At 66.9% G+C, this 23844-nt stretch carries 28 protein-coding genes and 1 pseudogene; 8 read left to right on the top strand and 21 right to left on the bottom strand.

Annotated features, from left to right (window positions below):
* Window positions 1–66: 66 nt before the first annotated feature.
* The 9 genes from SCLO_RS19360 to atpD are packed head-to-tail and all read right to left on the bottom strand — an operon-like array spanning window position 67 to window position 6458.
* Window positions 67–915 (bottom strand): F0F1 ATP synthase subunit gamma, encoded by an 849-nt coding sequence (locus SCLO_RS19360; protein ID WP_046408699.1) that lies wholly within the window; start codon window positions 913–915, stop codon window positions 67–69.
* Window positions 912–2432 carry a F0F1 ATP synthase subunit alpha gene (locus SCLO_RS19355; RefSeq protein WP_030541615.1) on the bottom strand — a complete coding sequence of 507 codons (1521 nt, stop codon included), beginning with the start codon at window positions 2430–2432 and terminating at the stop codon, window positions 912–914. The genes SCLO_RS19360 and SCLO_RS19355 overlap by 4 nt, the downstream gene beginning before the upstream one ends.
* Entirely contained in the window at window positions 2416–3165 is a 750-nt protein-coding gene (locus tag SCLO_RS19350) for a F0F1 ATP synthase subunit B family protein (protein ID WP_030541616.1), read from the bottom strand. Before SCLO_RS19350 ends, SCLO_RS19355 begins: the two co-directional genes overlap by 17 nt.
* Before the next feature lies 1 nt (window position 3166).
* Entirely contained in the window at window positions 3167–3409 is a 243-nt protein-coding gene (locus tag SCLO_RS19345) for a F0F1 ATP synthase subunit C (protein WP_046408697.1), read from the bottom strand.
* Entirely contained in the window at window positions 3406–4107 is a 702-nt protein-coding gene (locus tag SCLO_RS19340) for a F0F1 ATP synthase subunit A (RefSeq protein WP_030541618.1), read from the bottom strand. The genes SCLO_RS19345 and SCLO_RS19340 overlap by 4 nt, the downstream gene beginning before the upstream one ends.
* Window positions 4104–4370, bottom strand: coding sequence for an ATP synthase subunit I (locus SCLO_RS19335; RefSeq protein ID WP_017501319.1), 267 nt, complete (start codon window positions 4368–4370; stop codon window positions 4104–4106). Before SCLO_RS19335 ends, SCLO_RS19340 begins: the two co-directional genes overlap by 4 nt.
* Window positions 4367–4642 carry an AtpZ/AtpI family protein gene (locus SCLO_RS19330; RefSeq protein WP_030541619.1) on the bottom strand — a complete coding sequence of 92 codons (276 nt, stop codon included), beginning with the start codon at window positions 4640–4642 and terminating at the stop codon, window positions 4367–4369. The genes SCLO_RS19335 and SCLO_RS19330 overlap by 4 nt, the downstream gene beginning before the upstream one ends.
* Window positions 4639–5049, bottom strand: a complete 411-nt coding sequence (locus SCLO_RS19325) for a F0F1 ATP synthase subunit epsilon (protein ID WP_030541620.1) — start codon at window positions 5047–5049, stop codon at window positions 4639–4641. The genes SCLO_RS19330 and SCLO_RS19325 overlap by 4 nt, the downstream gene beginning before the upstream one ends.
* Entirely contained in the window at window positions 5046–6458 is a 1413-nt protein-coding gene (gene atpD / locus SCLO_RS19320) for a F0F1 ATP synthase subunit beta (RefSeq protein ID WP_046408695.1), read from the bottom strand. Before atpD ends, SCLO_RS19325 begins: the two co-directional genes overlap by 4 nt.
* Window positions 6459–6733: 275 nt before the next feature.
* Here atpD and SCLO_RS19315 point away from each other — a divergent pair, with 275 nt between their 5' ends.
* Complete coding sequence (locus SCLO_RS19315) at window positions 6734–7153, top strand: hypothetical protein (RefSeq protein ID WP_030541621.1); 420 nt, start codon at window positions 6734–6736, stop codon at window positions 7151–7153.
* Window positions 7154–7180: 27 nt separating this feature from the next.
* Here the strand turns inward: SCLO_RS19315 and fabI are convergent.
* From fabI to copC, 10 genes and pseudogenes are all read right to left on the bottom strand, one after another.
* Window positions 7181–7954 (bottom strand): annotated as a pseudogene (fabI, locus tag SCLO_RS23050) (enoyl-ACP reductase FabI).
* Complete coding sequence (locus SCLO_RS19300) at window positions 7951–9141, bottom strand: acetate/propionate family kinase (RefSeq protein ID WP_007406370.1); 1191 nt, start codon at window positions 9139–9141, stop codon at window positions 7951–7953. Before SCLO_RS19300 ends, fabI begins: the two are co-directional and overlap by 4 nt.
* On the bottom strand, window positions 9134–10561 hold the full coding sequence (locus SCLO_RS19295; protein ID WP_030541622.1) for a bifunctional enoyl-CoA hydratase/phosphate acetyltransferase: 1428 nt from the start codon (window positions 10559–10561) through the stop codon (window positions 9134–9136). Before SCLO_RS19295 ends, SCLO_RS19300 begins: the two co-directional genes overlap by 8 nt.
* Before the next feature lie 3 nt (window positions 10562–10564).
* On the bottom strand, window positions 10565–12286 hold the full coding sequence (locus SCLO_RS19290) for a PHA/PHB synthase family protein (RefSeq protein ID WP_007406387.1): 1722 nt from the start codon (window positions 12284–12286) through the stop codon (window positions 10565–10567).
* 188 nt (window positions 12287–12474) lie between these two features.
* Window positions 12475–12696 (bottom strand): hypothetical protein, encoded by a 222-nt coding sequence (locus SCLO_RS23045; RefSeq protein WP_017501310.1) that lies wholly within the window; start codon window positions 12694–12696, stop codon window positions 12475–12477.
* Window positions 12690–13088: a Cu(I)-responsive transcriptional regulator gene (gene cueR / locus SCLO_RS19285; protein WP_007406402.1), complete on the bottom strand. Its 399-nt coding sequence runs from the start codon at window positions 13086–13088 to the stop codon at window positions 12690–12692. Before cueR ends, SCLO_RS23045 begins: the two co-directional genes overlap by 7 nt.
* Complete coding sequence (locus SCLO_RS19280; RefSeq protein WP_004206948.1) at window positions 13085–15442, bottom strand: heavy metal translocating P-type ATPase; 2358 nt, start codon at window positions 15440–15442, stop codon at window positions 13085–13087. Before SCLO_RS19280 ends, cueR begins: the two co-directional genes overlap by 4 nt.
* Window positions 15443–15549: 107 nt before the next feature.
* A complete protein-coding gene (locus SCLO_RS19275; protein ID WP_007406390.1) occupies window positions 15550–16236 on the bottom strand; it encodes a class I SAM-dependent methyltransferase in 687 nt (228 codons plus the stop codon).
* Between the two features lie 36 nt (window positions 16237–16272).
* A complete protein-coding gene (copD, locus tag SCLO_RS19270; RefSeq protein WP_007406374.1) occupies window positions 16273–17217 on the bottom strand; it encodes a copper homeostasis membrane protein CopD in 945 nt (314 codons plus the stop codon).
* A gap of 4 nt (window positions 17218–17221) precedes the next feature.
* Window positions 17222–17599, bottom strand: coding sequence for a copper homeostasis periplasmic binding protein CopC (gene copC / locus SCLO_RS19265; RefSeq protein WP_007406420.1), 378 nt, complete (start codon window positions 17597–17599; stop codon window positions 17222–17224).
* Window positions 17600–17732: 133 nt separating this feature from the next.
* Here copC and SCLO_RS19260 point away from each other — a divergent pair, with 133 nt between their 5' ends.
* From SCLO_RS19260 to SCLO_RS19250, 3 genes are read left to right on the top strand one after another with little or no spacing between them, the layout of a single operon-like run.
* Window positions 17733–18005, top strand: a complete 273-nt coding sequence (locus tag SCLO_RS19260) for a hypothetical protein (RefSeq protein WP_030541624.1) — start codon at window positions 17733–17735, stop codon at window positions 18003–18005.
* Complete coding sequence (locus SCLO_RS19255) at window positions 18005–18442, top strand: periplasmic heavy metal sensor (protein ID WP_025550099.1); 438 nt, start codon at window positions 18005–18007, stop codon at window positions 18440–18442. The genes SCLO_RS19260 and SCLO_RS19255 overlap by 1 nt, the downstream gene beginning before the upstream one ends.
* On the top strand, window positions 18439–18954 hold the full coding sequence (locus SCLO_RS19250; RefSeq protein WP_046408689.1) for an RNA polymerase sigma factor: 516 nt from the start codon (window positions 18439–18441) through the stop codon (window positions 18952–18954). The genes SCLO_RS19255 and SCLO_RS19250 overlap by 4 nt, the downstream gene beginning before the upstream one ends.
* Before the next feature lie 27 nt (window positions 18955–18981).
* Here SCLO_RS19250 and SCLO_RS19245 read toward each other — a convergent pair whose 3' ends face one another.
* Entirely contained in the window at window positions 18982–19860 is an 879-nt protein-coding gene (locus SCLO_RS19245) for an AAA family ATPase (RefSeq protein WP_082102860.1), read from the bottom strand.
* The gene (locus SCLO_RS19240; protein WP_004212864.1) at window positions 19787–21187 is read right to left on the bottom strand and encodes a Mu transposase C-terminal domain-containing protein; all 1401 of its coding nucleotides are present in this window, start codon (window positions 21185–21187) and stop codon (window positions 19787–19789) included. Before SCLO_RS19240 ends, SCLO_RS19245 begins: the two co-directional genes overlap by 74 nt.
* A 191-nt stretch (window positions 21188–21378) precedes the next feature.
* Between SCLO_RS19240 and SCLO_RS19235 the strand changes: the two genes are divergently transcribed.
* From SCLO_RS19235 to SCLO_RS19220, 4 genes are all read left to right on the top strand, one after another.
* Window positions 21379–21951, top strand: coding sequence for a recombinase family protein (locus SCLO_RS19235; protein ID WP_009824027.1), 573 nt, complete (start codon window positions 21379–21381; stop codon window positions 21949–21951).
* 514 nt (window positions 21952–22465) lie between these two features.
* Window positions 22466–22750, top strand: a complete 285-nt coding sequence (locus SCLO_RS19230; protein WP_007407013.1) for a hypothetical protein — start codon at window positions 22466–22468, stop codon at window positions 22748–22750.
* Between the two features lie 20 nt (window positions 22751–22770).
* Window positions 22771–23190 carry a periplasmic heavy metal sensor gene (locus SCLO_RS19225; RefSeq protein WP_046407154.1) on the top strand — a complete coding sequence of 140 codons (420 nt, stop codon included), beginning with the start codon at window positions 22771–22773 and terminating at the stop codon, window positions 23188–23190.
* Entirely contained in the window at window positions 23187–23759 is a 573-nt protein-coding gene (locus SCLO_RS19220) for an RNA polymerase sigma factor (RefSeq protein ID WP_046407140.1), read from the top strand. Before SCLO_RS19225 ends, SCLO_RS19220 begins: the two co-directional genes overlap by 4 nt.
* The last annotated feature ends 85 nt before the right edge of the window (window positions 23760–23844 follow it).

Genomic DNA, 23844 nt, shown 5'->3' with positions numbered 1-23844 from the left:
TTCGATCCCGACGACAATGGCGGTTCTGCGGTTTCTTGCTGAACAGCAGAAGTGCCTGCCCTGCATTCATTCTCGCCGATGTCGCCCGCCGCTCAGTTCGACGACTTCACTGGTGATCTGATCCTGACGCGTGAGGCGCTCCTCGAGGCGCAGGGCCTCGCCCTTGCGATCGATGTGGCTGCGGGCGGTCGCCATGGTGCGCAGCCGTGCCTCATTCTCGGCGACGAACGTCTCGACCGCAGCCGCGCAGATCTGGGCGAAGACATATTCCGCGGTCAGGTCGCCGATAAGGTCCGCCGCGTTGATATTGACGAGCGGCGGCAAATCCGCCGTGGACGCGGGGAAAGTGTCGAGGTCGAGCGGCAGGAGGCTCGCGCGCACGATCGAGACGCCCTTGCCGCTGCTCCAGACCGGATAAGCCATGGTGATGGGCACCGCGCCGGTCTCGTCCAGATAGTCGTACAGCGCGTCGATGATGCTTGTCGCGAGTGCGGGCAGCGCATCGGCCTTGCTCGGCATGCTCGCGCTCCATGCGATGCGCAGACCGCGCTCGGTCGCAAGCGTGGCCGTGCGCGCGCCAATCAGAAGAATATGCCTGTCCTGCATGTCGGCCGCGGCGCCGTCGAGCAGCTGCTCCGGAAAGGCCCCGGCAAAGCCTTGCTCCGCACCGAACAGGATAAGGCCGCCTCTCGCACCACCGACCGCCCGCGCCGGAAAACGCGCCAGTGGCTCGTCAAGGCGGCGCGCCTGGCCAATGGCGGTGCGGGCGGTCTCCGCATAGCGTCGCACCGCGGGCAGCAGCGCGCGCGCCTGCTGCGCCCGCTGCGCGGCGATGCCCTGCATGGCGTTGACCACCGCACCGAGCTGGCGGACGGTCTCGATCCGGTGGCCGATCTCGGCGAGGCGATCGCTCATGATGCAGAACCGGCCGGCTGGCTTTCGATCAGCGCTTTCACCGTCGTTATCAGAGCGGACCGCTGCGCGGTGTCGATCTGTCCAGTCCGCTCGATCTGCGCGCATAGATCGGGGACGTGATCGTCGATCCAGGCGGGCAGCCGCGCGCGGAGCGACGGTATCTCCGAGACCACCATGCCATCGAGCAACCCTTCGCCGAGCGCCACGGCCAGCGCCACCTGGTCGACGACCCGTAGGGGACTCGACAGCGGTTGCACGAGCAAGGCGCGCAAGCGCTTGCCCCGTTCGATCTGGGCGCGGACACGCGGCTCGGGCTGCTCGCCGAAGCGGGTGAACATCTCGAGCTCGAGGAACTGCGCATAGTCGAGGCGCATGGTCCCGCTCGCGTCGCGCAGGACGCGAAGCTGCGTCTTGCCGCCGACCCGGCTCACGCTCGTGCCCACGTCGATGGCGGGCTTGTGCCCCTGCGCGAACAGCTTCGCGTCGAGAATGATCTGACCGTCGGTGATCGAGATCAGATTGGTCGGAATATAGGCGCTGACGTTGCCGGCATCGGTCTCCGCGATCGGCAGAGCCGTGAGCGAACCGCCCCCCTTCTCCGTCGAGAGACGCGCCGCACGTTCGAGCAGGCGGGAATGGAGGAAGAAGACGTCGCCTGGATAGGCCTCGCGCCCGGGCGGCTGTCCGATCAGCAGGGCGATCTCGCGATGGGTCGCGGCATGCTTGGTGAGATCGTCGAGCACCACCACCGCATGGCCGCCACCATCCCGAAAATACTCGGCCATCGTGAAGCCCGCGAACGGCGCGATCCATTGCAGCCCCGGCGCCGCGGCGGGGCTCGCCACGACGAAGATGGTGCGATCCGGCGCGCCATGCCGCCGCACCTGATCGACCACGCGCGCGACCGCCGAGCTTTTCTGGCCGATCGCGACATAGACGCAGATCATGTCGCTGGTGCGCTGGTTGATGATCGTGTCGACCGCGAGCGCCGTCTTGCCGGTGGCGCGGTCACCGAGAATGAGTTCGCGCTGCCCCCGGCCGATGGCGAACATCGCATCGATTGCGAGCGTGCCGGTCTGCACCGGCTGGACGACGAGGTCGCGTTCGATGATCGCCGGCGCCGGCCGTTCGACAGGATCGAAGCGCCTGGCCCGGATCGGCGCGCCCCCATCGAGCGGACGGCCGAGCGGATCGACGACTCGGCCAAGCAATGCCTCGCCAACCGGCACGCGCACCACCTCGCCCGAGCCGGTTACGGTGTCTCCTGCCTCCACCTGTGCGGCATCGTCGAGCAGCACGCAGCCAATCCGGTCCCGGTCGAGCGTGTGGACGAATCCGGTCTGGCCCCGGGCGAGATAGAGCAATTCGTCGAGGCGCGAGTCCGGAAGGCCCGAGACCATGGCAACGCCGTCGCCGATCGATTCCACCCGGCCAATTGCATCGACACGCGGCCCGAGATTGGCGCGCGCGATGCAGCTCTGGGCCTGCGTCAGCCAGTCTTCAGGCGATCCGGGCATGATTGTCCTCATTGAGGCTCTCCACCATGGCGTCGAGATCGGCGCGCCAGCTGTTGCGCACGACGGCGTGGGGCGTGCGAAGCTCCGCGCCGGCGATGAGATCTGGATCGACCGCGAAAATCGGGGTCGCGGTATCCGGCAGGATTTCGCCAAGCGCGCGCGCTACCTGCGTCTGCAGATCGGCCGTCAGCGGCGCGGGCGTCGCGACGGTGACGGGCCCGGCGGCCGCCAGGCTGAGGCGATCCGCCTCGGAAAGGTCCCCGAGCCGCGCCTTGAGCGCGTCGACCATGGCCTGCACCGTCTGCTCGGGCGGGAGACGAGCGAGCAACGTGCCTGCCATCGAGGCGGCGAGGCTCGCTGCCTTTTCCCGCCACTGCGCCGCCACCCGCCCGCGTTCGGCATCGATCGCCGCATGGCCTTGCTCGACGACGGCGTCCGCCTCGAGCCTGGCCTGCGCGAGGAGGCGCTGGCGCTCCGCTTCGGCCTCGGTCCGGATCTCGGCGCGGCGAGCCGCCGCATCCGCGACGAAGCCGTCATTCTGCGTCTTGAGCGCCTGCGCTTCGGCCTGTGCCCGGTCCTTTGCCTCCCGCGCTTCGTCGAGCAGCGCCTGGGCCGATGCCTGGCGGGCAGCGATGGCATCCATCACCGGACGGAACAGGAAGCGTCCGAGCAGCCACACGAGGATGAGGACATTGACCGCCTGCAGCGCGAGCGTCCACCAGTCGATCCGCATGTCAGGCGAACGGGTTGGCGAAGAGCAGCAGCAGCGCAATCACGAGGCAGTAGATCGCCATCGTCTCGATCATCGCGAGGCCCACGAACAGCGTGCGCGAGATGGTGTTGGCGGCTTCGGGCTGGCGCGCGATCGCGTCCATCGCGGCGGCGACGGCCCTGCCCTGCCCGAGCGCCGGGGCGATTGCGCCGATCGAGATCGCGAAAGCGGCGCCGAGGATGCTGGCGAGATGGATCCAGTTCATGCGGGGGACTCCTGTTTGGATGGCGGGCGGGCGCCGTTCTCGCTGATAGCGCTGCCGATAAAGACCATGGCGAGCGCGCCGAAAATGTAGGCCTGGACCGCGCCGGTCAGCATTTCGAGCGCCATCAGCGGGATCGGGACGAGCAGCCCGGCCAGGCTCAGCACGACGCCGATCATGAAGACACCGCTCATGACGTTGCCGAACAGGCGCACCATCAGCGAGAAGCTGCGGGTGAAGAGCTCGACGATATTGAGCGGGGCGAGCAGGATCGAGGGGCGCGCGAAGGTCGCGAGATAGGCCCTGGGCCCGAGCGCGCGGACGCCGAACCAGAGCGTCGCGCCGAAGACGATCAGCGCCAGCGCCGCGTCGGTTTCGAGGGTCGCGGTCGGCGGCTCGACGCCGGGGATCAGCGACGACCAGTTGGCGACCAGCAGGAACAGGAACAGCGTGCCGATCAGCGGCAGATAACGCCGCGGCTCCGCCTCCATCGTCTCGCGGATCTGGCCGGCGACGGTCTCGACGACCAGCTCGAGCGCCGCTTGGGCTCGGGTTGGGCGTAACGCAAGGCGGCGGGTCAGCAGCCAGCTTCCGATTGTAAGGACGGCCATGATGCCCCAGGTCGTGGCGACCGGCTGGCTGATCGGCACCGGACCGATCGCGAACAGCACATGGCTTTCAAGTGGTGACGCGAATATCATCGGGCGCCTCCGAGCCGGTGGAGCATGATCTGGCGCCCGCCCATGAAGCCGGTTGTTGCGGCAAGAAGCGCCGGCCACCCTTGCCGGCTGGCGATGACAAGAACCAGAATAGTGACGGCGAGGCGCCCGAGCCTGAGCAGGATCGCGCGCGATGCCGGGCCGCCATGGGTGACGAGGTCGGCTTCTCTGGCGATGGCCGCGAAATGGGCGAGGCCGACCGCAAATCCGAGGGCCAGGAACAGGATGGGGGAGAGCTGGCTCATTGCCGGTGCATCCAGCGCCAGCCCGACCAGCAGCCGAGGGCGAGCCCGACGAGCAGGAGCGGCGCGGTCCAGAAGATGCCGCTATCCAGCCGGTGGTCGAGCCAGCGGCCGATCGCGAGACCGACCAGCGCGGGCAGGACGATCTGCCAGCCGAGCACGCCGATCTGGCCGAGATTGCGGGCGACGGAAGGAAGCCGCTGCGCAAGCCGCCGCCGTTCCGCGCGGGTCCGGATGGCTTCGACGATCGGCTGCTCGGGCTTGTCCGTGCTCACAGGCCGATCTCCCGGCCACCACCCTGCAGGGCCTCGACCATATGGCGGATCGCCTGCATCCTGAGCTTCGCCGACGCGGTCCGTTCGGATCGTTCGCCCTCGTCGCGCTCGCGGTAGCGCGCGAGCACGTCATGCTCGAGCGTTCCAAGGTCATCGCCGACATGGCCTTCGCGCGTCGCGACCGCGACCTCCGTGCCGTGGCTCACGGTCAGAATGCCGTTGCGCACCGCGCAATAGCCGGGAGCGCCATCGGGGCCGCGCCAGGAGACGATCGAGACGCCAAGCGCGGTCAGGAAATCGGCATGGCCCGACAGGATGCCGAAACTGCCGCTGGCATCCTCGGCGCGAACCGACGCGACATCGGCGTCGACGAGGATCGCGGTCGGATCGGTGATGCGCAGCTTCATGCGCCCTGCCCCACGCGAGAGCGTGCCTCTTCAATATCGCCCACCATGTAGAAGGCGCTTTCGGGCCAGTCGTCGGTCTCGCCCGACAGGATGGCCGCGACGCCCTTCAGGGTATCAGCCAGCGCCACCGAGCGGCCGGCCTGTCCGGTGAAGGCCTGGGTCACCATGAAAGGCTGGGTCAGGAAGCGCTGGAGCCGCCGCGCCCTGCCGACGATCAGCCGGTCTTCGCGGCCCAGTTCCTCGATGCCGAGCAGCGAGATGATGTCCTGGAGCTCGCGATAATGCGCGATCGTCTCGCGGGCCTGCTGGGCGAGCGCGTAATGATGATCGCCCACGACCTGCGGATCGAGCAGGATCGACGAGGACCCCAAGGGATCGACCGCGGGATAGATGCCTTCGGCCGCCATGGCGCGCGAGAGCAGAATGGAACTGTCGAGATGGGCGGAGATGGCGGTGACTGCCGGGTCGGTGAAATCGTCGGCGGGCACATAGACCGCCTCGATCGCGGTCACCGCAGCCCCATGCACAGAGGCGATGCGCTCCTGCAGCGCGGCCACCTCGCTGGCCAGCGTCGGCTGATAGCCGACGCGCGAAGGCATGCGTCCAAGCAGGCCCGACACCTCGCTGCCGGCCTGGACGAAGCGGAACACATTATCCATGAGCAGCAGGACGTTGCGCTTCTGCTCGTCGCGGAAATGTTCGGCGATGGTGAGCGCGGTCAGCCCGACCCGCCAGCGCGCGCCCGGCGGCTCGTTCATCTGCCCGAAAACGAGCACGGTCTTGTCGATCACACCCGAGCCGCGCATGTCGGTGAGCAGCTCATGGCCCTCGCGCGATCGCTCGCCGATGCCCGCGAACACTGAGACACCCTCGTAGCGGGCGACCATCGCGTTGATGAGTTCCATCACCAGCACGGTCTTGCCCACCCCCGCGCCCCCGAACATGGCGGCCTTGCCGCCCTGGGCAAGCGGTGCGAGCAGATCGATGACCTTGATGCCGGTCTCGAACATCGCCGTCGCCGCGCTCTGCTCGTCGAGCGGTGGGGGTGCGCGATGGATCGGCCTCAATGGCACATCCGGTCCGAGCGGCGCGCCGCCGTCCCCCACCTGCCCGGTCGGCGTAAGGAGCCGCCCAAGAACCTTGTCTCCGACCGGAACCGCGATGGGTGCGCCTAAGGCCACCACGCCGACATTGCGCGCCAGACCGGAGGTCGGCTGAAGCGCGACGGCGCGGACGGTCCGATCATCAATATGGCTCTGCACTTCCGCGACCAGCGGGCCTGACGCCGCATCGATGCGCAGTGCTTCATTGACTGCGGGCAGCGGCCCTTCGTCGAACTCGACATCGAGGACGGGACCGCGGAGCGCCGCAATCCGGCCGAGCCTGGCTATGGACGGTATCACGCCCATGCCGGTTGCCGGGTCAGACCATAATCATGCCCGACCGTGCCGCGATCATGACGGGACGGGTAGAAGTCGCTGCCCGCGGGCACGACATGGACGACAAGCCAAAAGTGCATTGGCTGAGCGTCGCAGGCAAGCCGCAGATTCGGCATACGTAGAGTTACCGATTCTCTCTGATTCAGCCTCGCCGAATATCGGCGGCGCGACGCGATGAGCCTCAGGCCAGGGCTGCATGCCCGATACGCTGGAGCTTAGACGCGAAGAGAAAGGTTCATCGTCCCATGCCCTATCCGGTCGATCAACTTGCCGCGCTCGCCAAAGCGAATGTCGGCCTGATGCTGAAGCTCGCCGAAGTCGCCCGGAAAGGTGGCGAAGAGTCGCTCGAGGTCGGCAACCGCGCCGCCGGCCGCTTCGCCGAAGAGGCGCGTGCCTCGATTGCGGGCGCGACGGACAAGACGTCGGACGCCGGCGCGGTCAGCCCGGCCGGACCGCGGGCACTGTTCGAGGACATGGCCACGGTCCGCGAGCATATGATTGCCGGCACAAGATCGGCGTTCGAGGAATGGCAGCAGGCCTGGCAGGCCGTCGCGAGCGCTCAGACGGCTCCCGGGGCGCTGGATGCCTTTGCTGCCATTGTCGGACCATGGTTCGGGCAGAAAAGCCCGGGCGACGGCGAGAAGCAGGCCACCAGCGACAAATAGGATAGCCCCCGATCGCGGCGAGCCGCCCTAGCCGAGCAGGTGCTGACCGCCATCGACCGGAATGATCGTACCGGTGATATGGCGGCCGGCATCGCTCACCAGGAAGGCGGCGAGCCCTCCGACATCCTCGATGGTCACGAGCTGGTGCTGCGGGACCGTCGCCGCGGCCCGTTCGAGCAGCTCGTCGAAGCGGTCGATGCCGCTGGCAGCGCGGGTCGCGATCGGGCCTGGCGAGATCGCATGGGCGCGAATGCCCTTGGGGCCAAGCTCAGCCGCGACATAGCGGGTCGCGCTTTCGAGGGCCGCTTTGACCGGCCCCATCAGGTTGTAGTGCTCGACCACCCGCTCCGACCCGTAGAAGGTGACGCACAGCAGGCAGCCGCCATCCGACATCAGCGGCTCGGCGAGACGCGCCATGCGCAGGAAGCTGTGGCACGAGACGTCCATCGCCAGCGCGAGGCCTTCGGCCGAGCTGTCGACGACGCGGCCGTGCAAATCCTCGTTCGGCGCGAAAGCGATCGAATGAAGCAGGAAATCGAGGCCGCCTTATTCGGACTTCACCCGCTCGAACAGGGCCTCCAGTTCGCCCGGCACCCGGACATCGCACGCGGCGAGCCATTCGACTCCCAGGGTCTCCGCGACGGGCGCCACGAGCGGCTCGGCCTTTCCGTTGAGATAGGTCGCCGCCAGTCTCGCGCCACAGTCGTGGAAGGCCTGGGCGCAGCCCGCCGCGATGCTCTGCGCGTTGGCGATGCCGATCACCAGGCCGCGCTTGCCAGTAAGATCGACGAGAGGTTTCATGGTTTCGGCTCCTCACGCAGAAGATCGGCGGTGTGGATGGCGATCATCCACTCCTCGTCGGTCGGGATGATGCGCACCGTGACACGGCTGAACGGCGCGCTGATGACCGACGCTCCGCGGAGATTCGCGTCCGTGTCGAGCGCCACGCCGAGCCAGCGGAGCCGATCGGCGACGCGGGCGCGGATTTCAGGCGCATTCTCGCCGATCCCGGCGGTAAACACGAAGCTATCGAGCCCCCCGAGCGAGGATGCGAGGGCGCCAGCCTGGCGCGCGATCTGCCAGACGAAGAGGTCGATCGCTTCCCCAGCGGCGGGCGTTTCGCTGCCGAGAAGCGCGCGCATGTCGCTCGATGTGCCGGACACGCCCAAAAGGCCGGACTCACTGTAGAGGAGATGCTCGACTTCGCGCGCCGTCATGCCCCTCTGCTGGAGAAGATAGAGCACCGCGCCCGGGTCGAGCGCTCCGCACCGCGTGCCCATCACCAATCCGTCGAGTGCGGTGAACCCCATCGTCGTGTCGATGCTGCGCCCCCCGTCCATCGCACAGAGGCTGGCCCCGTTGCCGAGATGCGCGGCGATCGTGCGGCCACCGCCTGTATCGGGATCGATCAAACGCAGCTGCCGCGCGATATATTCGTAGGAGATGCCGTGAAAGCCGTAGCGCCGCATGCCCTCTTCGCCGAGCGCGCGCGGCAGCGCGAGGCGCGTCGCAACCGGGGGCTGGCCATGATGGAAGCCGGTGTCGAAGCAGGCGACTTGCAGCAGAGCGGGGCGCAGCCTGGAGACGGCGCGGACCGCGGCGAGATTATGGGGCTGATGCAATGGCGCCAGTGGGCAAAGCGCCTCGAGTGCGGCGAGGAGTGGCGCGTCGACCCGCGCCGGCGCTGAATAGTCGGCGCCCCCATGAACGATCCGATGTCCTACCGCGATCAGATCCTCGCCGACCGAAGCTTCGATCTCCCGCAGCAAATCCTTGAGCAGCGTCTCATGCGTGATCGTGACGTCTTTCGTCCAGCGCCGGTCGGCAAGGACATCCCCCTTCGCATCGCGCGCGATCAGGTGCGGCTCAAGGCCGATATTCTCGATCTTGCCGCTCGCCAGCAAAGAGGGCTCATCAGTGCCCGGCTCGGCGTAGAGCGCGAACTTAAGGCTCGACGAACCGGCGTTGAGGCACAGGATTTCAGCCATCGCGGCGCTGTCCCGCAACGCCGGGAGACGCCTTGGTTGCAGCCCGCGCCAGCAGCACCGCGAGCGCGCAGGAGGCGAGGCGCGTGCGCACGCTGTCTGCCCGGCTGGTGAGGATGATCGGAACGCGCCCGCCGAGCACCACGCCTGCGGCATCGGCGCCGCCCAGGAAGGTCAGCTGCTTTGCGAGCATGTTGCCGGCCTCCAGATTGGGCACCAGCAGGATGTCCGCCCGGCCGGCGACCGGCGAGACGATACTTTTGTCGCGCACGGCCGCCTCGCTGATCGCATTATCGAGGGCGAGCGGTCCATCGAGCAGCGCGCCTTCGATCTGGCCCCGGTCCGCCATCTTGCAGAGCGCCGCGGCATCCAATGTGGTGCGCATCCTTGGATTGACCGTCTCGACGGCGGCGAGGATCGCGACCCTGGGTTGTTCGATCCCGATCACATGGGCAAGGTCGATCGCGTTGCGCGCGATGTCGGCCTTGTCCTCAAGCGTCGGCTCGATGTTAATCGCGGCGTCGGTGATGATGAGCGGGCGCGGATAGCCGGGCACATCCATCACATAGGCGTGGCTGATCCTGCGTTCGGTCCGAAGGCCCATGTCGGACGATACGACCGCGCCCATGAGCTCGTCGGTATGAAGCGAACCCTTCATCAGCAGCGCGGCTTCGCCGGCCCGTACGCGCGCGACGGCTTCGGCGGCGGCGGCGTGGCTGTGCGGGACCCCGATCACCCGGAAGGCGGCAATATCGACACCGGCGTCCTTCGCCGCATTCGTCATACGCGCCGCAGGTCCGATGAGAATTGGAACGACGATGCCGGCGTCGGCGGCCTCAGCCACCGCGCGCATGGCGTCGGCGCTGCACGGATGGACCACGGCCGTGACGCACGCGGATCCGTCCTTGGCGCGCTCCATCAACTGGCGGAAGCGGTCGTGGCTGGCGATCCGCACGTCGGGAAGCGGCATGCGGGGCCGGCTGACTTTCTCGGTGGGCGCCTTGACCTCGGCCTGGCCGCTGATGACGGTCTCGCCCTTTTGGTTCACGCAGGCGCAGTCGAGAACGATGACATGATGCTCGGCGCGCTTCTGCGCGACGGTGACGCAGGCCGTGATGGTGTCGCCGACGCCCACCGGGCGGGTGAAGCGAAGCGATTGGCCGAGATAGATCGCACCGGGCCCTGGCAGCTCGGTTCCCAGGATCGCCGAGATGAGCCCCGCGCCCCACATGCCATGAGCGATGACCCTGTGGAACATGTCCGTTTCGGCATAGACAGGGTCGAGATGCGCCGGATTCACGTCGCCTGACACCGCCGCGAAGAGCTGGATGTCGTCGGCGGTCAGCGTGCGGGTGAGGCTGGCCGTGTCGCCGACGGCGATCTCGTCGAACGTGCGGTTCTCGATGAGGTTGGCGGTGGCCATGGCTCAGCGCTCCAGCACGTAGCGCCCGGGGGCATCACCGAGCGGCGGATAGTTCCGTTCGGGCGCGCCCATCGACGGTGGGGCGGCCGCCTTGCCCGAGTGCGATCCAAGCCATGAACTCCATTCCGGCCACCACGACCCTTCGCGCAGCTCGGCCCGCTCCAGCCAGGTATCGGGACCTGGCGCCGGGCCATCCTGCATCCGTGTCGCGACGCGAAAGTGGCGATGAGGATGCCCGGGCTCGGAGACGATCCCGGCATTGTGGCCACCGCTCGTCAGCACGAAGCGGATCTCCGCGCCCGTCAGCATGTGGAGCTTGTGGGTCGAGCGCCACGGCGCGACGTGGTCGGTTTCCGTGCCCACCATGAAGATCGGCATGCGCAGCCCCGAGAGCGAGACCGGGTGGCCGCCGGCCTCGTAGCGCCCTTCGGCCAAGTCATTGTCGAGGAACAAGCGCCGCAGATATTGCGCGTGCATGGCATAGGGCATGCGGGTGCCGTCGGCATTCCATGCAATGAGGTCGGTCATCGGCTCGCGCTCGCCCATGAGATAAGTCGAGAGGATGCGCGACCAGACCAGATCGTTGGATCGCAGCATCTGGAAGGCGCCGCCCATCTGACTGCTGTCGAGAAAGCCGCGCGCCCACATCATCGCATCGATCAGGTTGATTTCCGCCTCGTCGATGAACAGGCCAAGTTCGCCCGGCTCGCTAAACTCGGTCTGGGCGGCGAACAGCGTGACGCTCGCCAGACGCTTATCTTCATCGCGCGCCATCGCGGCCGCGGTGATGGCGAGCAGCGTGCCGCCGATACAATAGCCGGCCGCGTGGATCTTCTCGGTGCCGGTAATCGCCTGGATGACATCCACGGCGGCCATCGGCCCAAGCAGGCGATAATCCTCCATGTCGAGATCGCGGTCGGCGCTGTCGGGATTGTGCCAGGAGATGCAGAACACGGTGTAGCCCTGCCCTACCAGCCAGCGGATGAGCGAATTTTCCGGGGAGAGGTCGAGGATGTAATATTTCATGATCCATGCCGGCACGATCAGTATCGGCTCCGGACGCACCGTCTCGGTTGCGGGCGCATATTGGATCAGTTCCATGACCCTGTTGCGAAACACGACCTTGCCAGCCGTGGCTGCGACCTTCTCGCCGACCCGATAGGCCTCCGTGCCCGCTGCGGGCTCCCCGCGTACCAGGCGTTCCAGGTCGTCGCAAAAAAATCGCGCACCCTCGACAAGGCATTGTCCTCCGGTTTCGAGGATGCGCTGCTGGAGCACGGGGTTGGTCGGGATGAAATTGGTCGGGGACACCATGTCGAGCATCTGGCGGGTCGCGAACTCGACGATCGCTTCGTGGTGCCCGGTGACGCCGCTCACGCCGGTCGTCGCGGCATGCCACCATTGCTGCTGGAGCAGGAAGGCCTGCTCGATCAGGTCGAACGGATGGCGCTTCCAGGCTGCGTCGGCGAAGCGCCGATCCTGGGGCAGCGGATCGATCGCCGGCTCGGGATCGCTGCCGGATGCGCTGCGCATGGCATAGTCGGCGAGCCGCATCAGCTTGCGCCCGCCCTTGGCGGCGAGCTGCAGCTGCCTGCCTGGCGAGCAGAGAATGTGCGTCCACCAGTCGGAAAAAGACTGCGCCAAAGTGGCGGGCGACTGGCCTGAAGTCAGCTGCGCGATGGCGGCGAAGCTCGACCGATCCAGCGTCGTGGCCAGACCGTCCAACGGGTCAGGGATATTGCTTCGACTCTGCACATTTTCGCTCCTGCTGCGGTGCAACAAGCCCTGAAGCGCAGGAAGCCTCTGCGCACTCCGTAGTCCTACGGAGGGATTGCCTCGCATATGCCAGCCCCAGAAGTCAGAGCTCAGCACGACATTGCTGTATGAAAAGCGGCCAAATACGATCAGGAGGCTCAGTGCGGTCGCACGGGCGAGCCAGCTATCCCGCCGAACCAGTCCCGCAATACCGGCGAAAGGGTCTGCGGGTTGCCGCCGATATGGCGAAGATCCTCCGCCAGCAGTGGCGGGCGGACTGCGAGGAAATATATCGCGAGGCCCGTCGTGAGAATGCCAAGTGCGATCAGCACCCCGGCCGCCAGAGCGGGTCTGGTCCGAGAGGCGGCCGGCGCTAACATTTTCTGTCGAGACTCAGTTCGGCGATGATGGGACAATCTGGCCGCTCGTCGCCATGACAGCGCTCGGCGAGATCGACGAGGGTCTCGCGCAGTGTCGTCAGCGCTTCGGCCTTGCGCTGCAATTCCTCCGCCCGCGCCAACGCGACCCGCTTTACATCGGCGCTGCTGCGGCCCGTGTCGGCCCACAGGCCGAGCAGGGTCCGGATCTCCTCGATCGGAAAACCGAGATCGCGGGCATTGGCGATGAACCGCAGGCGATGGAGGTCACTCTCGCCATAGTCGCGATAACCCGCTCCCCGGCGCGGCGGCGCCGGGATGAGGCCGATCTTCTCATAATGGCGGATCATCCGCTCCGAGACCCCGCTTTGCTTCGACGCCTCCCCGATGTTCACAGCGCTTTCCGGTTGAGGCGCAGCGCGTTGGTGACCACGCTGACCGAGGAGAGCGCCATGGCGGCGGCCGCGATGATCGGCGAGAGCAGGATGCCGAACAGCGGATAGAGCGCGCCCGCCGCCACCGGCACCCCGGCGACATTGTAGATGAAGGCGAAGACCAGGTTCTGGCGGATGTTGGACATGGTCGCCTGGCTCAGCCGCCGTGCCCGCACGATGCCCATGAGATCGCCCTTGAGCAGCGTCACGCCCGCGCTCTCGATCGCGACGTCGGTGCCCGAGCCCATGGCAATACCGACATCGGCGGCAGCCAGTGCGGGGGCGTCGTTGACCCCGTCGCCGGCCATCGCCACCACGCGCCCCTCGCTTTTCAACCGCGCGACGACGGCACTCTTCTGGTCGGGCAGTACCTCGGCTTCGACATCGTCAATGCCGAGCCGCCTTGCCACCGCCTCTGCTGTGGTGCGGTTGTCGCCGGTCAACATCACCACGCGAATGCCTTCGGCCTTGAGTGCGGCCAGGGCCTCCGGCGTCGTCTGCTTCACGGGATCGGCGATTGCAAAGGCGCCGCCGACGGTGCCGTCGACGCCGATGAAGATCGCGGTGGCGCCATCCCGGCGCAGGGCGTCGGCCTGCTCCGCCAGCGCGTCGGTTGCTATGCCCTCTTCCGAGAGGAACCGCGCATTACCGAGCACGATCCGGCGGCCGTCGACGGTGCCGAGCGCGCCGCGTCCGGTGGGGGAATCGAAGTCGGTGACGTCGCTCGTGGGGATGCCGCGATCCTTGGCGGCCTCGACGATCGCCAGCGCGAGCGGATGCTCGGAGGCCCGCTCGACCGAGGCGGCAAGCCGCAGCAGTTCGGCTTCGTCGAAGCCGGGCGCCGGCACGATCTGGGTGACGGCAGGCCGGCCTTCGGTCAGCGTGCCGGTCTTGTCGACGACGAGCGTGTCGACTTTTTCCATATGCTCGAGCGCTTCGGCATTCTTGATGAGGACGCCGAGCCCGGCGCCGCGGCCAACCCCGACCATGATCGACATCGGCGTGGCGAGACCCAGTGCGCAGGGACAGGCGATGATCAGCACGGCGACCGCCGCAACCAGCCCGTAGGCGAAGCGCGGCTCGGGGCCCCAGATGCCCCAGGCGATGAACGCGACCACCGCGACCGCGATGACCACGGGCACGAACCAGCCCGACACCTGATCGGCCATGCGCTGGATCGGCGCGCGCGAGCGCTGCGCCTCGGCGACCATCTGGACGATGCGCGCCAGCATGGTGTCCCGGCCAACCTTGTCGGCGACGATAACGAGCGCGCCGGTCTGGTTGAGCGTGCCGCCGATCACCGTGTCGGCCTTGGCCTTGGTGACGGGCATGGACTCACCGGTGACCATCGACTCGTCGAGCGAGGAACGGCCGTCCTCGACCACGCCATCGACCGGCACCTTCTCGCCGGGACGCACACGCAGGCGGTCGCCGACCGCAACGAGATCGAGGCTGATTTCCTCTTCACTGCCATCGGAACCGATCCGGCGCGCGGTCTTTGGCGCAAGGTTAAGCAGCGCCTTGATCGCGCCCGAGGTCCGCTCGCGCGCGCGCAGTTCGAGCATCTGGCCGAGCAGCACGAGGACAGTGATCACCGCGGCCGCCTCGAAATAGACGGCAACCATGCCGTCCTCTCCGCGGAAGGCGGGCGGGAACAGCTGGGGCGCGAGCGTCGCGACGACGCTGTAGATCCAGGCGACCCCGGTCCCCATCGCGATCAGGGTGAACATGTTGAGGTTGCGGGTCTTGAGCGAGGCCCAGCCACGCTCGAAGAAGGGCCAGCCCGCCCAGAGCACGACGGGTGTCGCCAGCACGAACTGGATCCATACCGAGATCGACATCGGCACGAGGCGATGGATCGCGGGAAAGAGATGCGCGCCCATCTCGAGGATCAGCACCGGGAGGGCCAGCATCAGGCCGACCCGGAAGCGCCGTGTGAAATCGACCAGCTCATGGCTGGGGCCGCTGTCGGCAGTCACGGTCGCGGGCTCGAGCGCCATGCCGCAGATCGGACAGGATCCGGGATGGTCCTGCCGGATCTCTGGATGCATCGGGCAGGTCCAGATCGTGCCTTCGGGCGCCGCGACCGGCGGCGCTGGCGGGCCGAGATAGCGTTCGGGATCGGCGATGAATTTGGTCCGGCAGCCCGCGCTACAGAAATGATAGCGTTCACCGCCATGCTCGGCTTGATGCGCCGTGGTCGCCGGGTCGACGGTCATGCCGCAGACCGGGTCCTTGACGCCGGTCGCCGCTTTCGCGGCGCTGTGGCCGCCGCAGCAACCGCCGCCATGCGCCGCTCCATGTGTCTCGTTCATCGCCTTGCTCCTTTCGACGCCTGACGATCTAGGGTCTGACACCGTGTCAGGGTCAATACGTAATCGCCTAAGCGGACAAATCGGCGGGCCCGTTCGCCTGGCCGCCATCAGCCAAGGTCATTGGCAACCGTAAGGCCGTGGTCCTGCGCCGGTCGATGCGCCGTAAACAAGTCGATCGCGCCGGTGATGGTCAAAAGCCGAAACGTCTCGGCCACATGCCTGAAGCCGGCCGCCGCGATCAGGCCGGGGAGCACGCCGTCGGCATTGGGCCGGGTATCATCGATGCCATCGAGCCGCTGCACGGTCAGGCGGAAGGCAAGCCGCATGAAACCCTGCTGGCGGCCATAATCGGCGATCACCAGGCGCCCACCCGGGCGCAGCATGGCGAACATGGCGCGCAGGATGGCGCGCAGGGTTGCCGCCTTCTCCCTGACCGGCATCTGATGCAGCACGAGACTCGACACGACAGCGTCGGCGGTACCCGGGGCCACGTCCCTGGCAAATCCCTGACGCCAGTCGATATCGGCCCGCCGCACAGCGGCCTTGTGCCGCGCGATGTCGAGCGCCTCGGCATCGGGATCGAGACCGATCACCTGCGTCCTGGGCTCGGCTTGCTTGAGCATCAGCGCGAAGCTGCCGGTGCCACAGCCGACGTCGACGACCGTCTCACCGGCTTTGGGCGCCAGGGCGGCGAGCATGGCGGCACGCCACCGCTTCTCCCGCGTCCACAGGCGGATCGCGCGATCATAGTCTTTCGTCGATCCGGTCCCGAGCGGCGGGGTGTAGGATTGCATTGGCTTCTCCCAACGCGAGGCGTCCGAAACGATAAGCTACATCGACATGGGCGGCGATAGTGTCCCCAGCCAGGCGACGAGCCCGAGAATGACGATCGCAAGACCGCCTTCGACGACGAGGCTCGCGCGCAGCAGCGCCTGCGCCCGTGGCGCGTCCTCTTCCTCGATCGCCTGCGCAAGTGCCGGGGTCAGGCGATAACGGTTGAGCGCGGCCAGGCCCAGCATGCCGGCGAACAGCAGCAGCTTGGCGATGAGCAGCAGGCCGTAGGTCGACTGCCCGAGCGAGGCGATGTTGCCCGGACCGACGAGGAACCAGCCGTTCACCGTCCCGGTCAGGATCAGCAGGGCGACGATGATCGTGCCGACGAGGGAGAAGCCCCGCAACGCTTCCTCGGCGAGCGTGACCCGGTCCATGTCTTGAGCGGCGAGATCGTCGGTTGCGAGCCTGGGAAGTACCAGCGCGAGGAATGCGGCAAGCGCGCCGACCCAGGCGCCGGCGGCGAGCAGATGGATGAGATCGGCCCCCAGTTGCAGCCAGCCCGCCTCGCCTTCGCCAGCCGCGCCATGCCCACTCCAGGCGAGGGTCGCGAGTGCGACCGCGCCTGCCAGAGTGGAGGCGATGAAGGCAGGACGGGATTGCCGGCGATAGAAGGGGATGGAGAGCAGAAGAACGAGGAGCGCGACGAGGCGCGCCTTCAGCGCCGTTCCCATGGACGTGCCGTTGAACAGCTCTGCGACCATGGAAAGATCAGGCTGGGTGAGCGGCAGCCCGGTCATGGCCGCTGCCTGCAACGCGAACCCCAGCGCCGACAGCAGGAGGGCGAGACAGGCGAGACCGGCCACCATTGCTACCATCGGCAGATGCCGCTGTACCATCCGGCCGCCGCCGGGCGCATAGAGCGCGAACAGCGGCAGGCCGAACAACAGGCCGAGATCGACGTAGAGCGCCCAGCGGACGGCGACGAGTGCCACGTCGTTCATGGCGTCACTTGACGGTAAAGGCGAGATTGCCCTGGATGCGGTGCGTGTCGGTCGAGACGACGTGCCAGGCGACCTGATAGCTGCCCGCCATGAGCGGCTTGGCGAGCGTCAGCACGAGCGTCTTGTCGCCTTCGACGGACGTCTTGAAGCCGGTTACCGCCATGCGGTGGTTGGGCATGCCGGGCATGCCGGTCATCACGATCTCGGCGCCCGACAGCTTCGGCATCAGACCTTCACTGAAGGTGAGCGTTATACGCGACGGCGCCGGGACGCTGGCGTTGGCGGCGGGCGTCGAGGACACGAGCTTGGGATGGGCGTAGGCCGGAGCCGAAACACTCAGGCCGACGGCGGCGATGGCTGCGAGCGGCGAAAAGAAGCGCATTTGGACATTCTCCTGTCAGTGACATGAGAGAATACGCAGCTGCAGCCTGCACCCCTCTCAAATTTCTTTTCTGTTCCGAGCCAAGGGGTCGTGGGCCAGAATGCGTATTGTGAAGAGAAGACGGAGAAACATCATGGACCACCTCGACGACATGCTCAGCCGGTTGCGGGAAGCGCCGCTCGATCCCCGGCTTGCCGGGCTGGACAGCCGCGTCATGGCCGAGATCGCCCGGCTCCAGGCCATGCCCCGCCTGAGCGCCACGACATTCGGTATCGCCGCGGCAGCAGCCTTGTTCCTGGGAATTGCCGGCTCGGCCGTGCCTGTGCGGTCGACCGAAGCCGGGCCGATATCGCCCTTTAACGCGCGGCTCGCGCTCGCTCCTTCGACGCTGCTGAGTTCACAATGATGCGCGACCGCCGGCTCCTGCTCCTCGTCCTGCTGACCTTTGCCGCGGCGATCGCCGGTGTGGTCATCGGCCGCGTCTATGTGGTTCCGGTGCGCCCGGTCGAAAATGAGTTGCACGACCTGCTCCATCGCGATCTGAAGCTGGACACCGCGCAACATAGCCGTCTCGAGACGATCGAGAAGAACTATGCGATCCGGCGTCAGGCACTGGAGGCCGAACTGCGCGCCGATAACGCGCGGCTCGCCGAGGCGATCGAGGCGGAGCATGGCTATGGTCCTCGGGTTGCAGGGGCGGTGGATCGCTCGCACCAGGCGATGGGCGCGCTGCAGAAGGAAACACTCGAGCATATCTTCGCGATGCGGGCCGTGCTGCGCCCGGATCAGACGGACAAGTTCGACGACGCCGTGGTGAAAGCGCTGACGGCCAAGTCCAAATGACCGCGTGCCTCCCCGACTGCTCGGACGGGGAGCTCGCGGCTCTGGCGCTTGGAGGCCGGCAAGCGGCCTATGGCGAGCTGGTCCGCCGGCATCAGGGCTGGGTGCACCGCCTCGTGCGCAGCCATGTCGGGAACCGCGACGAAGCGCTCGACGTGACCCAGGCGAGCTTCGTCGCCGCCTTCGCCGCACTCAACCGCTATGACGCTGCGCGACCTTTTCCGGTCTGGATGTCGCGGATCGTCATCAACAAATGCCATGACTGGCGCCGCCGCCGCGCGGTCCGCAACTTCTTCTCCCACGCGCTGGCGCTGGGGGAAGCCGAACATGTCGTCGACGAGGCGCCACTACCCGACCAGGCGATCGGCGCCGAGCAGCAGCTGGCAGAGGCCATGAAAGCGATCGCCGCCCTGCCCGCATCGCTCAAGGACACGCTCGTCTTGCGGACGATCGATGAGAAATCGGAAGCCGAAACCGCCGAGATTCTCGGCATCTCCTGTAAACGCTCGCGCTAAATGGCGGCGTTCTGATCGCGCTATTTGTCAGTTGCCGGGTCCGATGACGAGGCAATCGCGCGCGGCCTGAACGATGTCAGCGGTGACCTCCTCGACGCGGTTGAGGGTCATGATCCGCCGCATCTGCGCGAACAGGCGCTCCATGAGCCGGAAGTTGCCGCGCGTGATGCGGATCACGGCTGCCTGCGCTTCGATCGCGTCGAGTTGGGCCGGGTCGAAGCTGATCCCGAAATCGCCGGCGTGGGTCGCGAGCAGCAGCCGCATTTCGGTCTCGGTAAGCGGGTTGAACTCGTGGACGAAGCCGATCCGCGAGTAGAGCTGGGCATAGCGGGCGAGGCGCTTCTCCAAGCCCGGCATACCCATCAGGATCAGCCCGAAGCCGTGGCGATCGGCCATGTCGCGGAGATGTTCGAGCGACTTTATGGTCAGGCGGTCGGCCTCGTCGACGATGACGAGGGGGCAGGCGATGCGGGCGGCGTCATGGGTGATTTCGTCCTGCGAGCCGCCCGCGACCGTCAGCCGGGCATAGCCCAGCTTAATGAGGTTGAGGCCCAACACCGCGTCGATCGTCTTGGGCGTGTTGCTGACCGACACGGTGTAGAAGACGGCGCGGCAGCGAGCGACCTTTTCGCCAAGGAGCGCGGCAATGGGACGGAGCGCGGCATATTCCCCCAGGTCGGGGAAGCTGGAAAACTCGCGCGCCGATCGCGTCTTTCCGACGCCCGGCCGGCCATGACACACGCCGATATAGCGGTAGTGCGCGCAGGCTTCGGCAAACTCGACGAACCGGGCATGTTCGCGGGTCGCCAGGAACGGCTGCTCGACCAGGAACTCAATCGTCAGCGGCGTAGAGCCGGAGCCCTCGGTAGGTGGTGGGCCGGGAAGCCGTATCCTCTTGGTCGCCATCGAAGGTCTCCGTGGGGGCAGGCACCTGCTTGTCGCGCTCCTTCGCGCCGCGCCGGGCGCGCTGGATCGCGCGCAACGACGGGTGCCCAGCGTGCTCGGAGCTGAGCGCACGGCAGACGAACCGGCCCTGGTGGTAGACGTGGATCTCGGTCAGGTCGCGGGGGTCATAGACCGCCTCGACCTGCTCGCCGACGAAGGCCGCGAGCGTGGGTTCGACATAGCGCCTGCCCATCAGACGGATGCCGTCGCGCAGCACTTTACGGGGCTTGGGCACGTGCACGAGCAGCATGTCGAGCTGTTCAAGGCTGTCGGGCATTGCGGGCAGGAACCCGCCCTTCTGCCAGCGCGTGATCGGCGGTTCGCCGGTGCTGCCATGCGGGCGACGATGATAGACGCCGCACACGAACGCCTCGAAGCGGGCGCGCAGCTCGTCGAGCGTGAGCACTGGCGCCGACAGCGGCTTGCCCGCGATCAGGTGGCCGGGCAGGTCGGGCAGGAACATGTCGTTGATGGTGCGGAACAGCCGCTCGATCTTGCCGCGCCCGCGAGGACGCCCCGGCAGCGAATGGATGAGGCGGATTTTGAGGGCGATGCACGCCTGCTCGATATGCTCGGAGATGAAATCCGAGCCGTTGTCGACGTAAAGCTGTTCGGGAATGCCGCTGACGATCCATTCGGGATTGGGCTTGCGCCAGATCGCCTGCCGCAAGGCGAGCGCCGTGTTGAGGGCACTGGGGGCATCGAGGCTGAGGAAGTAACCGGCGATGGCTCGGCTGTGATCGTCAACGATGACGGTCAGCCAAGGACGCACCGGGGTTCCGGCATCATCGAGCACGAGAATGTCGAGAACGGTATGATCGGCCTGCCACATCTCGTTCGAGGTCGCGGCTTCGCGCCGATGCACTAGCTCGTGCTGGTCGCGGTAGACGGCCGGATCGGAGGCTGCGGCGATCTGGCTTGCCGGTATCGCCCTGACGACACGCGCGACGGCCGCATAGCTGGGGGTTCGGTGTCCATGCGCGATGGCGAGTTCCTGCACCTTTCGGTGAATGGCGGCGACCGGGGGTCGCGGGCGCTTGGTGGCGAGAGTGCGGGTCAGTTCGACCAGATGTTCCGGCAGGTGCAGCCTGCCCCGATCGTTGCGCGGCAGACGCGCGAGACCGGCAAGTCCTTCGGCACGGTAGCGCCCGAGCCAGCGCTGCAACGTCCGCTCGCTCAGCGTGCCGGTGCGGGCGAGGTCCGCGAGCGGGATGCCATCGGCGAGGTGCGGTTCAAGGACGCGGTAGCGCTCGATCGCCAGCGGCGGGACAAGCGCCGGATGCGTCACCGCCGACGGTCCGTGTCGCAGGTAAGGAAAACGGAGATTTGCCTGCCCATCGCCATGCGAGTCCGCTCGCGTTGCCAAACCGGCCTGTTCGACGTAAATCTACCCGGTAAAGAAAACTAGGGCAACATAGACCTGCCGATGACGACTTTCTTCCCAAACCGCGCCCGATCGGGGCGCCACCGGCCCTACGCATGAAAATCGGTTACGCCCGCGTATCGACCGCCGAGCAGAACCTGGACCTCCAGCGTGATGCGCTGAAGGCTGCCGGCTGCGAGAAGGTCATCACCGACAAGGCCTCCGGGGCGACTGCCGCTCGCCCTGGATTGGAAAAGGTGAAGGAGCTGCTTCGCGCCGGCGACACACTGGTGGTCTGGCGCCTCGACAGGCTCGGCCGCTCGCTCCGTGATCTGATCGGATGGATGACCTACCTCGACGAGGAAAAGGTCGGGCTGCTGAGCCTGCACGAGGCGATCGACACGACCACCACGTCGGGCAAGCTTACCTTCCACCTGTTCGGGGCATTGGCGGAGTTCGAGCGCAACCTGATCCGCGAGCGGACCCAGGCCGGTCTCACCGCAGCCCGCGCTCGCGGCAAGAAGGGTGGCCGGCCGGCCGCACTCGGCAAGGACAAGCGCGACCTGCCCGTCAGGCTCTACCACGAGAACACGATGCCGATCGCCAAGATTTGCTCGATGCTCGGCATCTCCAAGCCAAAACTCTACGCCTATGTGCGATCGGCCGAGACCAAGCCGGTAGCCGCGTAGCGACGCTCGCCGACAAATAGCGCGATCAGAATGCCGCCACTTAGCGCGAGCGTTTACAGCGCGCATAGCCGACGAGCAAAGACTTTCTCCGAAAACTCGACTCGCCATAGTCGGATTTCGGAGAAGGAAACAAGAGACTGTTTTCGGAAGCTGAACAGGCCGTTCTCGCCGCTTCGGGCGCGATCGGCGCGATCCTCCCGCAATCGAGGGTTTCCAAGAGATAGCACATTCATTTGTAAACAGCGGAAGAGCCGTGCCGACCGGTGTCGCCCGGCTCCTCTATTTCTAACGCCGCGGCGTCCGCTCAGTGGCGCGCTCGGCCTGCAAACAGAGTTGCCAAGGAATTTGAACAGCGGGACGCGTGGATTGTCGGCTGCGTAGCCAGCTGCGAGCGATTGGACGCAATGGAAGAGTGCGCAGTCGCGCCGAGGGGCGTGTGGCATTCGTTCACTTCAGATTGGAGGGGTGTTCGCCGGCCGTGCGTAATGGATGTGAGGACGGCGGAGGAATGACCATGGACATGGATTTAGACAGCGCGTTGCGCCGCCTTGGCGAGCAACCGCTTGATCCCCGGCTCGCTGAACTGGAAGGCGAAGTCATGCGACTGATCGCGGCGGAGCGCCGCGCGGGTGGCGTAGTGGCGCTGCGATCCGGCATGCTGGCAGCGCTAGGCGCAGTCGCCTTGGGAGTGGTGGGCGGCGGATTGTCGTCCACAGCGGCGACTGCGCAGGTGCCGACGCTAACACCCTTCGGGCCTGCCATGCCGCTAGCGCCTTCGACCTTGCTCGCGTTCCAGTGACGAGCGGCGCCCGGAGGGCGATGCTGATCGCCATCATCGCGTTCGTGGCGGCGGTCGCAGGCGTTTGGGCTGGACGTGAGTTGTTCCCGTCCCCGCCAAGCCCGGGCGTTGAGCTTCACAGCTTGCTCCACGACGGGCTCGAGCTAGACGAAGCTCAACGGACTAAGCTCCAGGCGCTGGAGTCTCACTTCGCCGTTCGAAGGCGTGCCTTGGAGCTGGAGCTCAGAGCCGACAACGCCCGGCTCGCCGCCGCCATCGAGGCCGAACATGGTAACGGGCCGCAGGTCGCGGCGGCCGTCGATCGTTCGCACGGCGCGATGGGTGAGCTCCAAAAGGAGACGTTGAACCATATGTTCGCGATGCGGCAGATCCTGCGGCCGGATCAGACGACGGCGTTCGACCGCGCGGTGGTGAAGGCGCTGACCGCAGACGCGCGGTGAGCCTCGATCTCGCGGCCTGCACGGACGGCGAACTCGCCGCCTTGACGCTCGGCGGACGTCAGGCTGCGTTCGCTGAGATCATGCGGCGGCACCAAAAACCGGTCTACCGCCTGATCCGCTCGCATATCGGCGACGCCGAAGAGGCGCTTGACCTCACTCAGGAATGCTTCGTGGCCGCCTTTCAGAACTTGCGAAAGTATGACGGAGAGCGACCGCTCGCTGCGTGGCTGACCCGCGTGGCGATCAACAAGAGCCGCGACTGGCACAGGCGGCGGCGCATACGCCAGATACTATCGTTCGCCTCTTCGCTGCCGCCCGAGACCATGGAGAGTGGGCGGGACGAGGCGCCAGGTGCCGACGCGGTAACCTTCGATCGCGCAGAGCTTGCGCGGCTTTCGCGCGCGGTGTCCGAGCTGCCGGCCACGCTCAAGGAGACGCTTTTGCTGCGGACCGTGGAAGGACTGTCCCAGGGGGAGACCGCGGCCGCGCTGGGGATCAGCGGCAAGGCCGTGGAGATGCGACTCCGGCGCGCGCGTGAAAGATTGTCGAAAAATCTCGACTTAGTGTGAGGGGATGGGCCGGTTCGCGCGTAGTGAAAGGTAAGGTCGGCGGCCCTCCCCCCCCCCCGCCGCCGGCCGCAAGCATTGAACTGGA

It is taken from the genome of Sphingobium cloacae (assembly GCF_002355855.1).
Taxonomy (GTDB): Bacteria; Pseudomonadota; Alphaproteobacteria; order Sphingomonadales; family Sphingomonadaceae; genus Sphingobium; species Sphingobium cloacae.
Note: the sequence above shows the minus strand (reverse complement) of the source record. Positions and strands in the feature narration are given on the sequence as shown.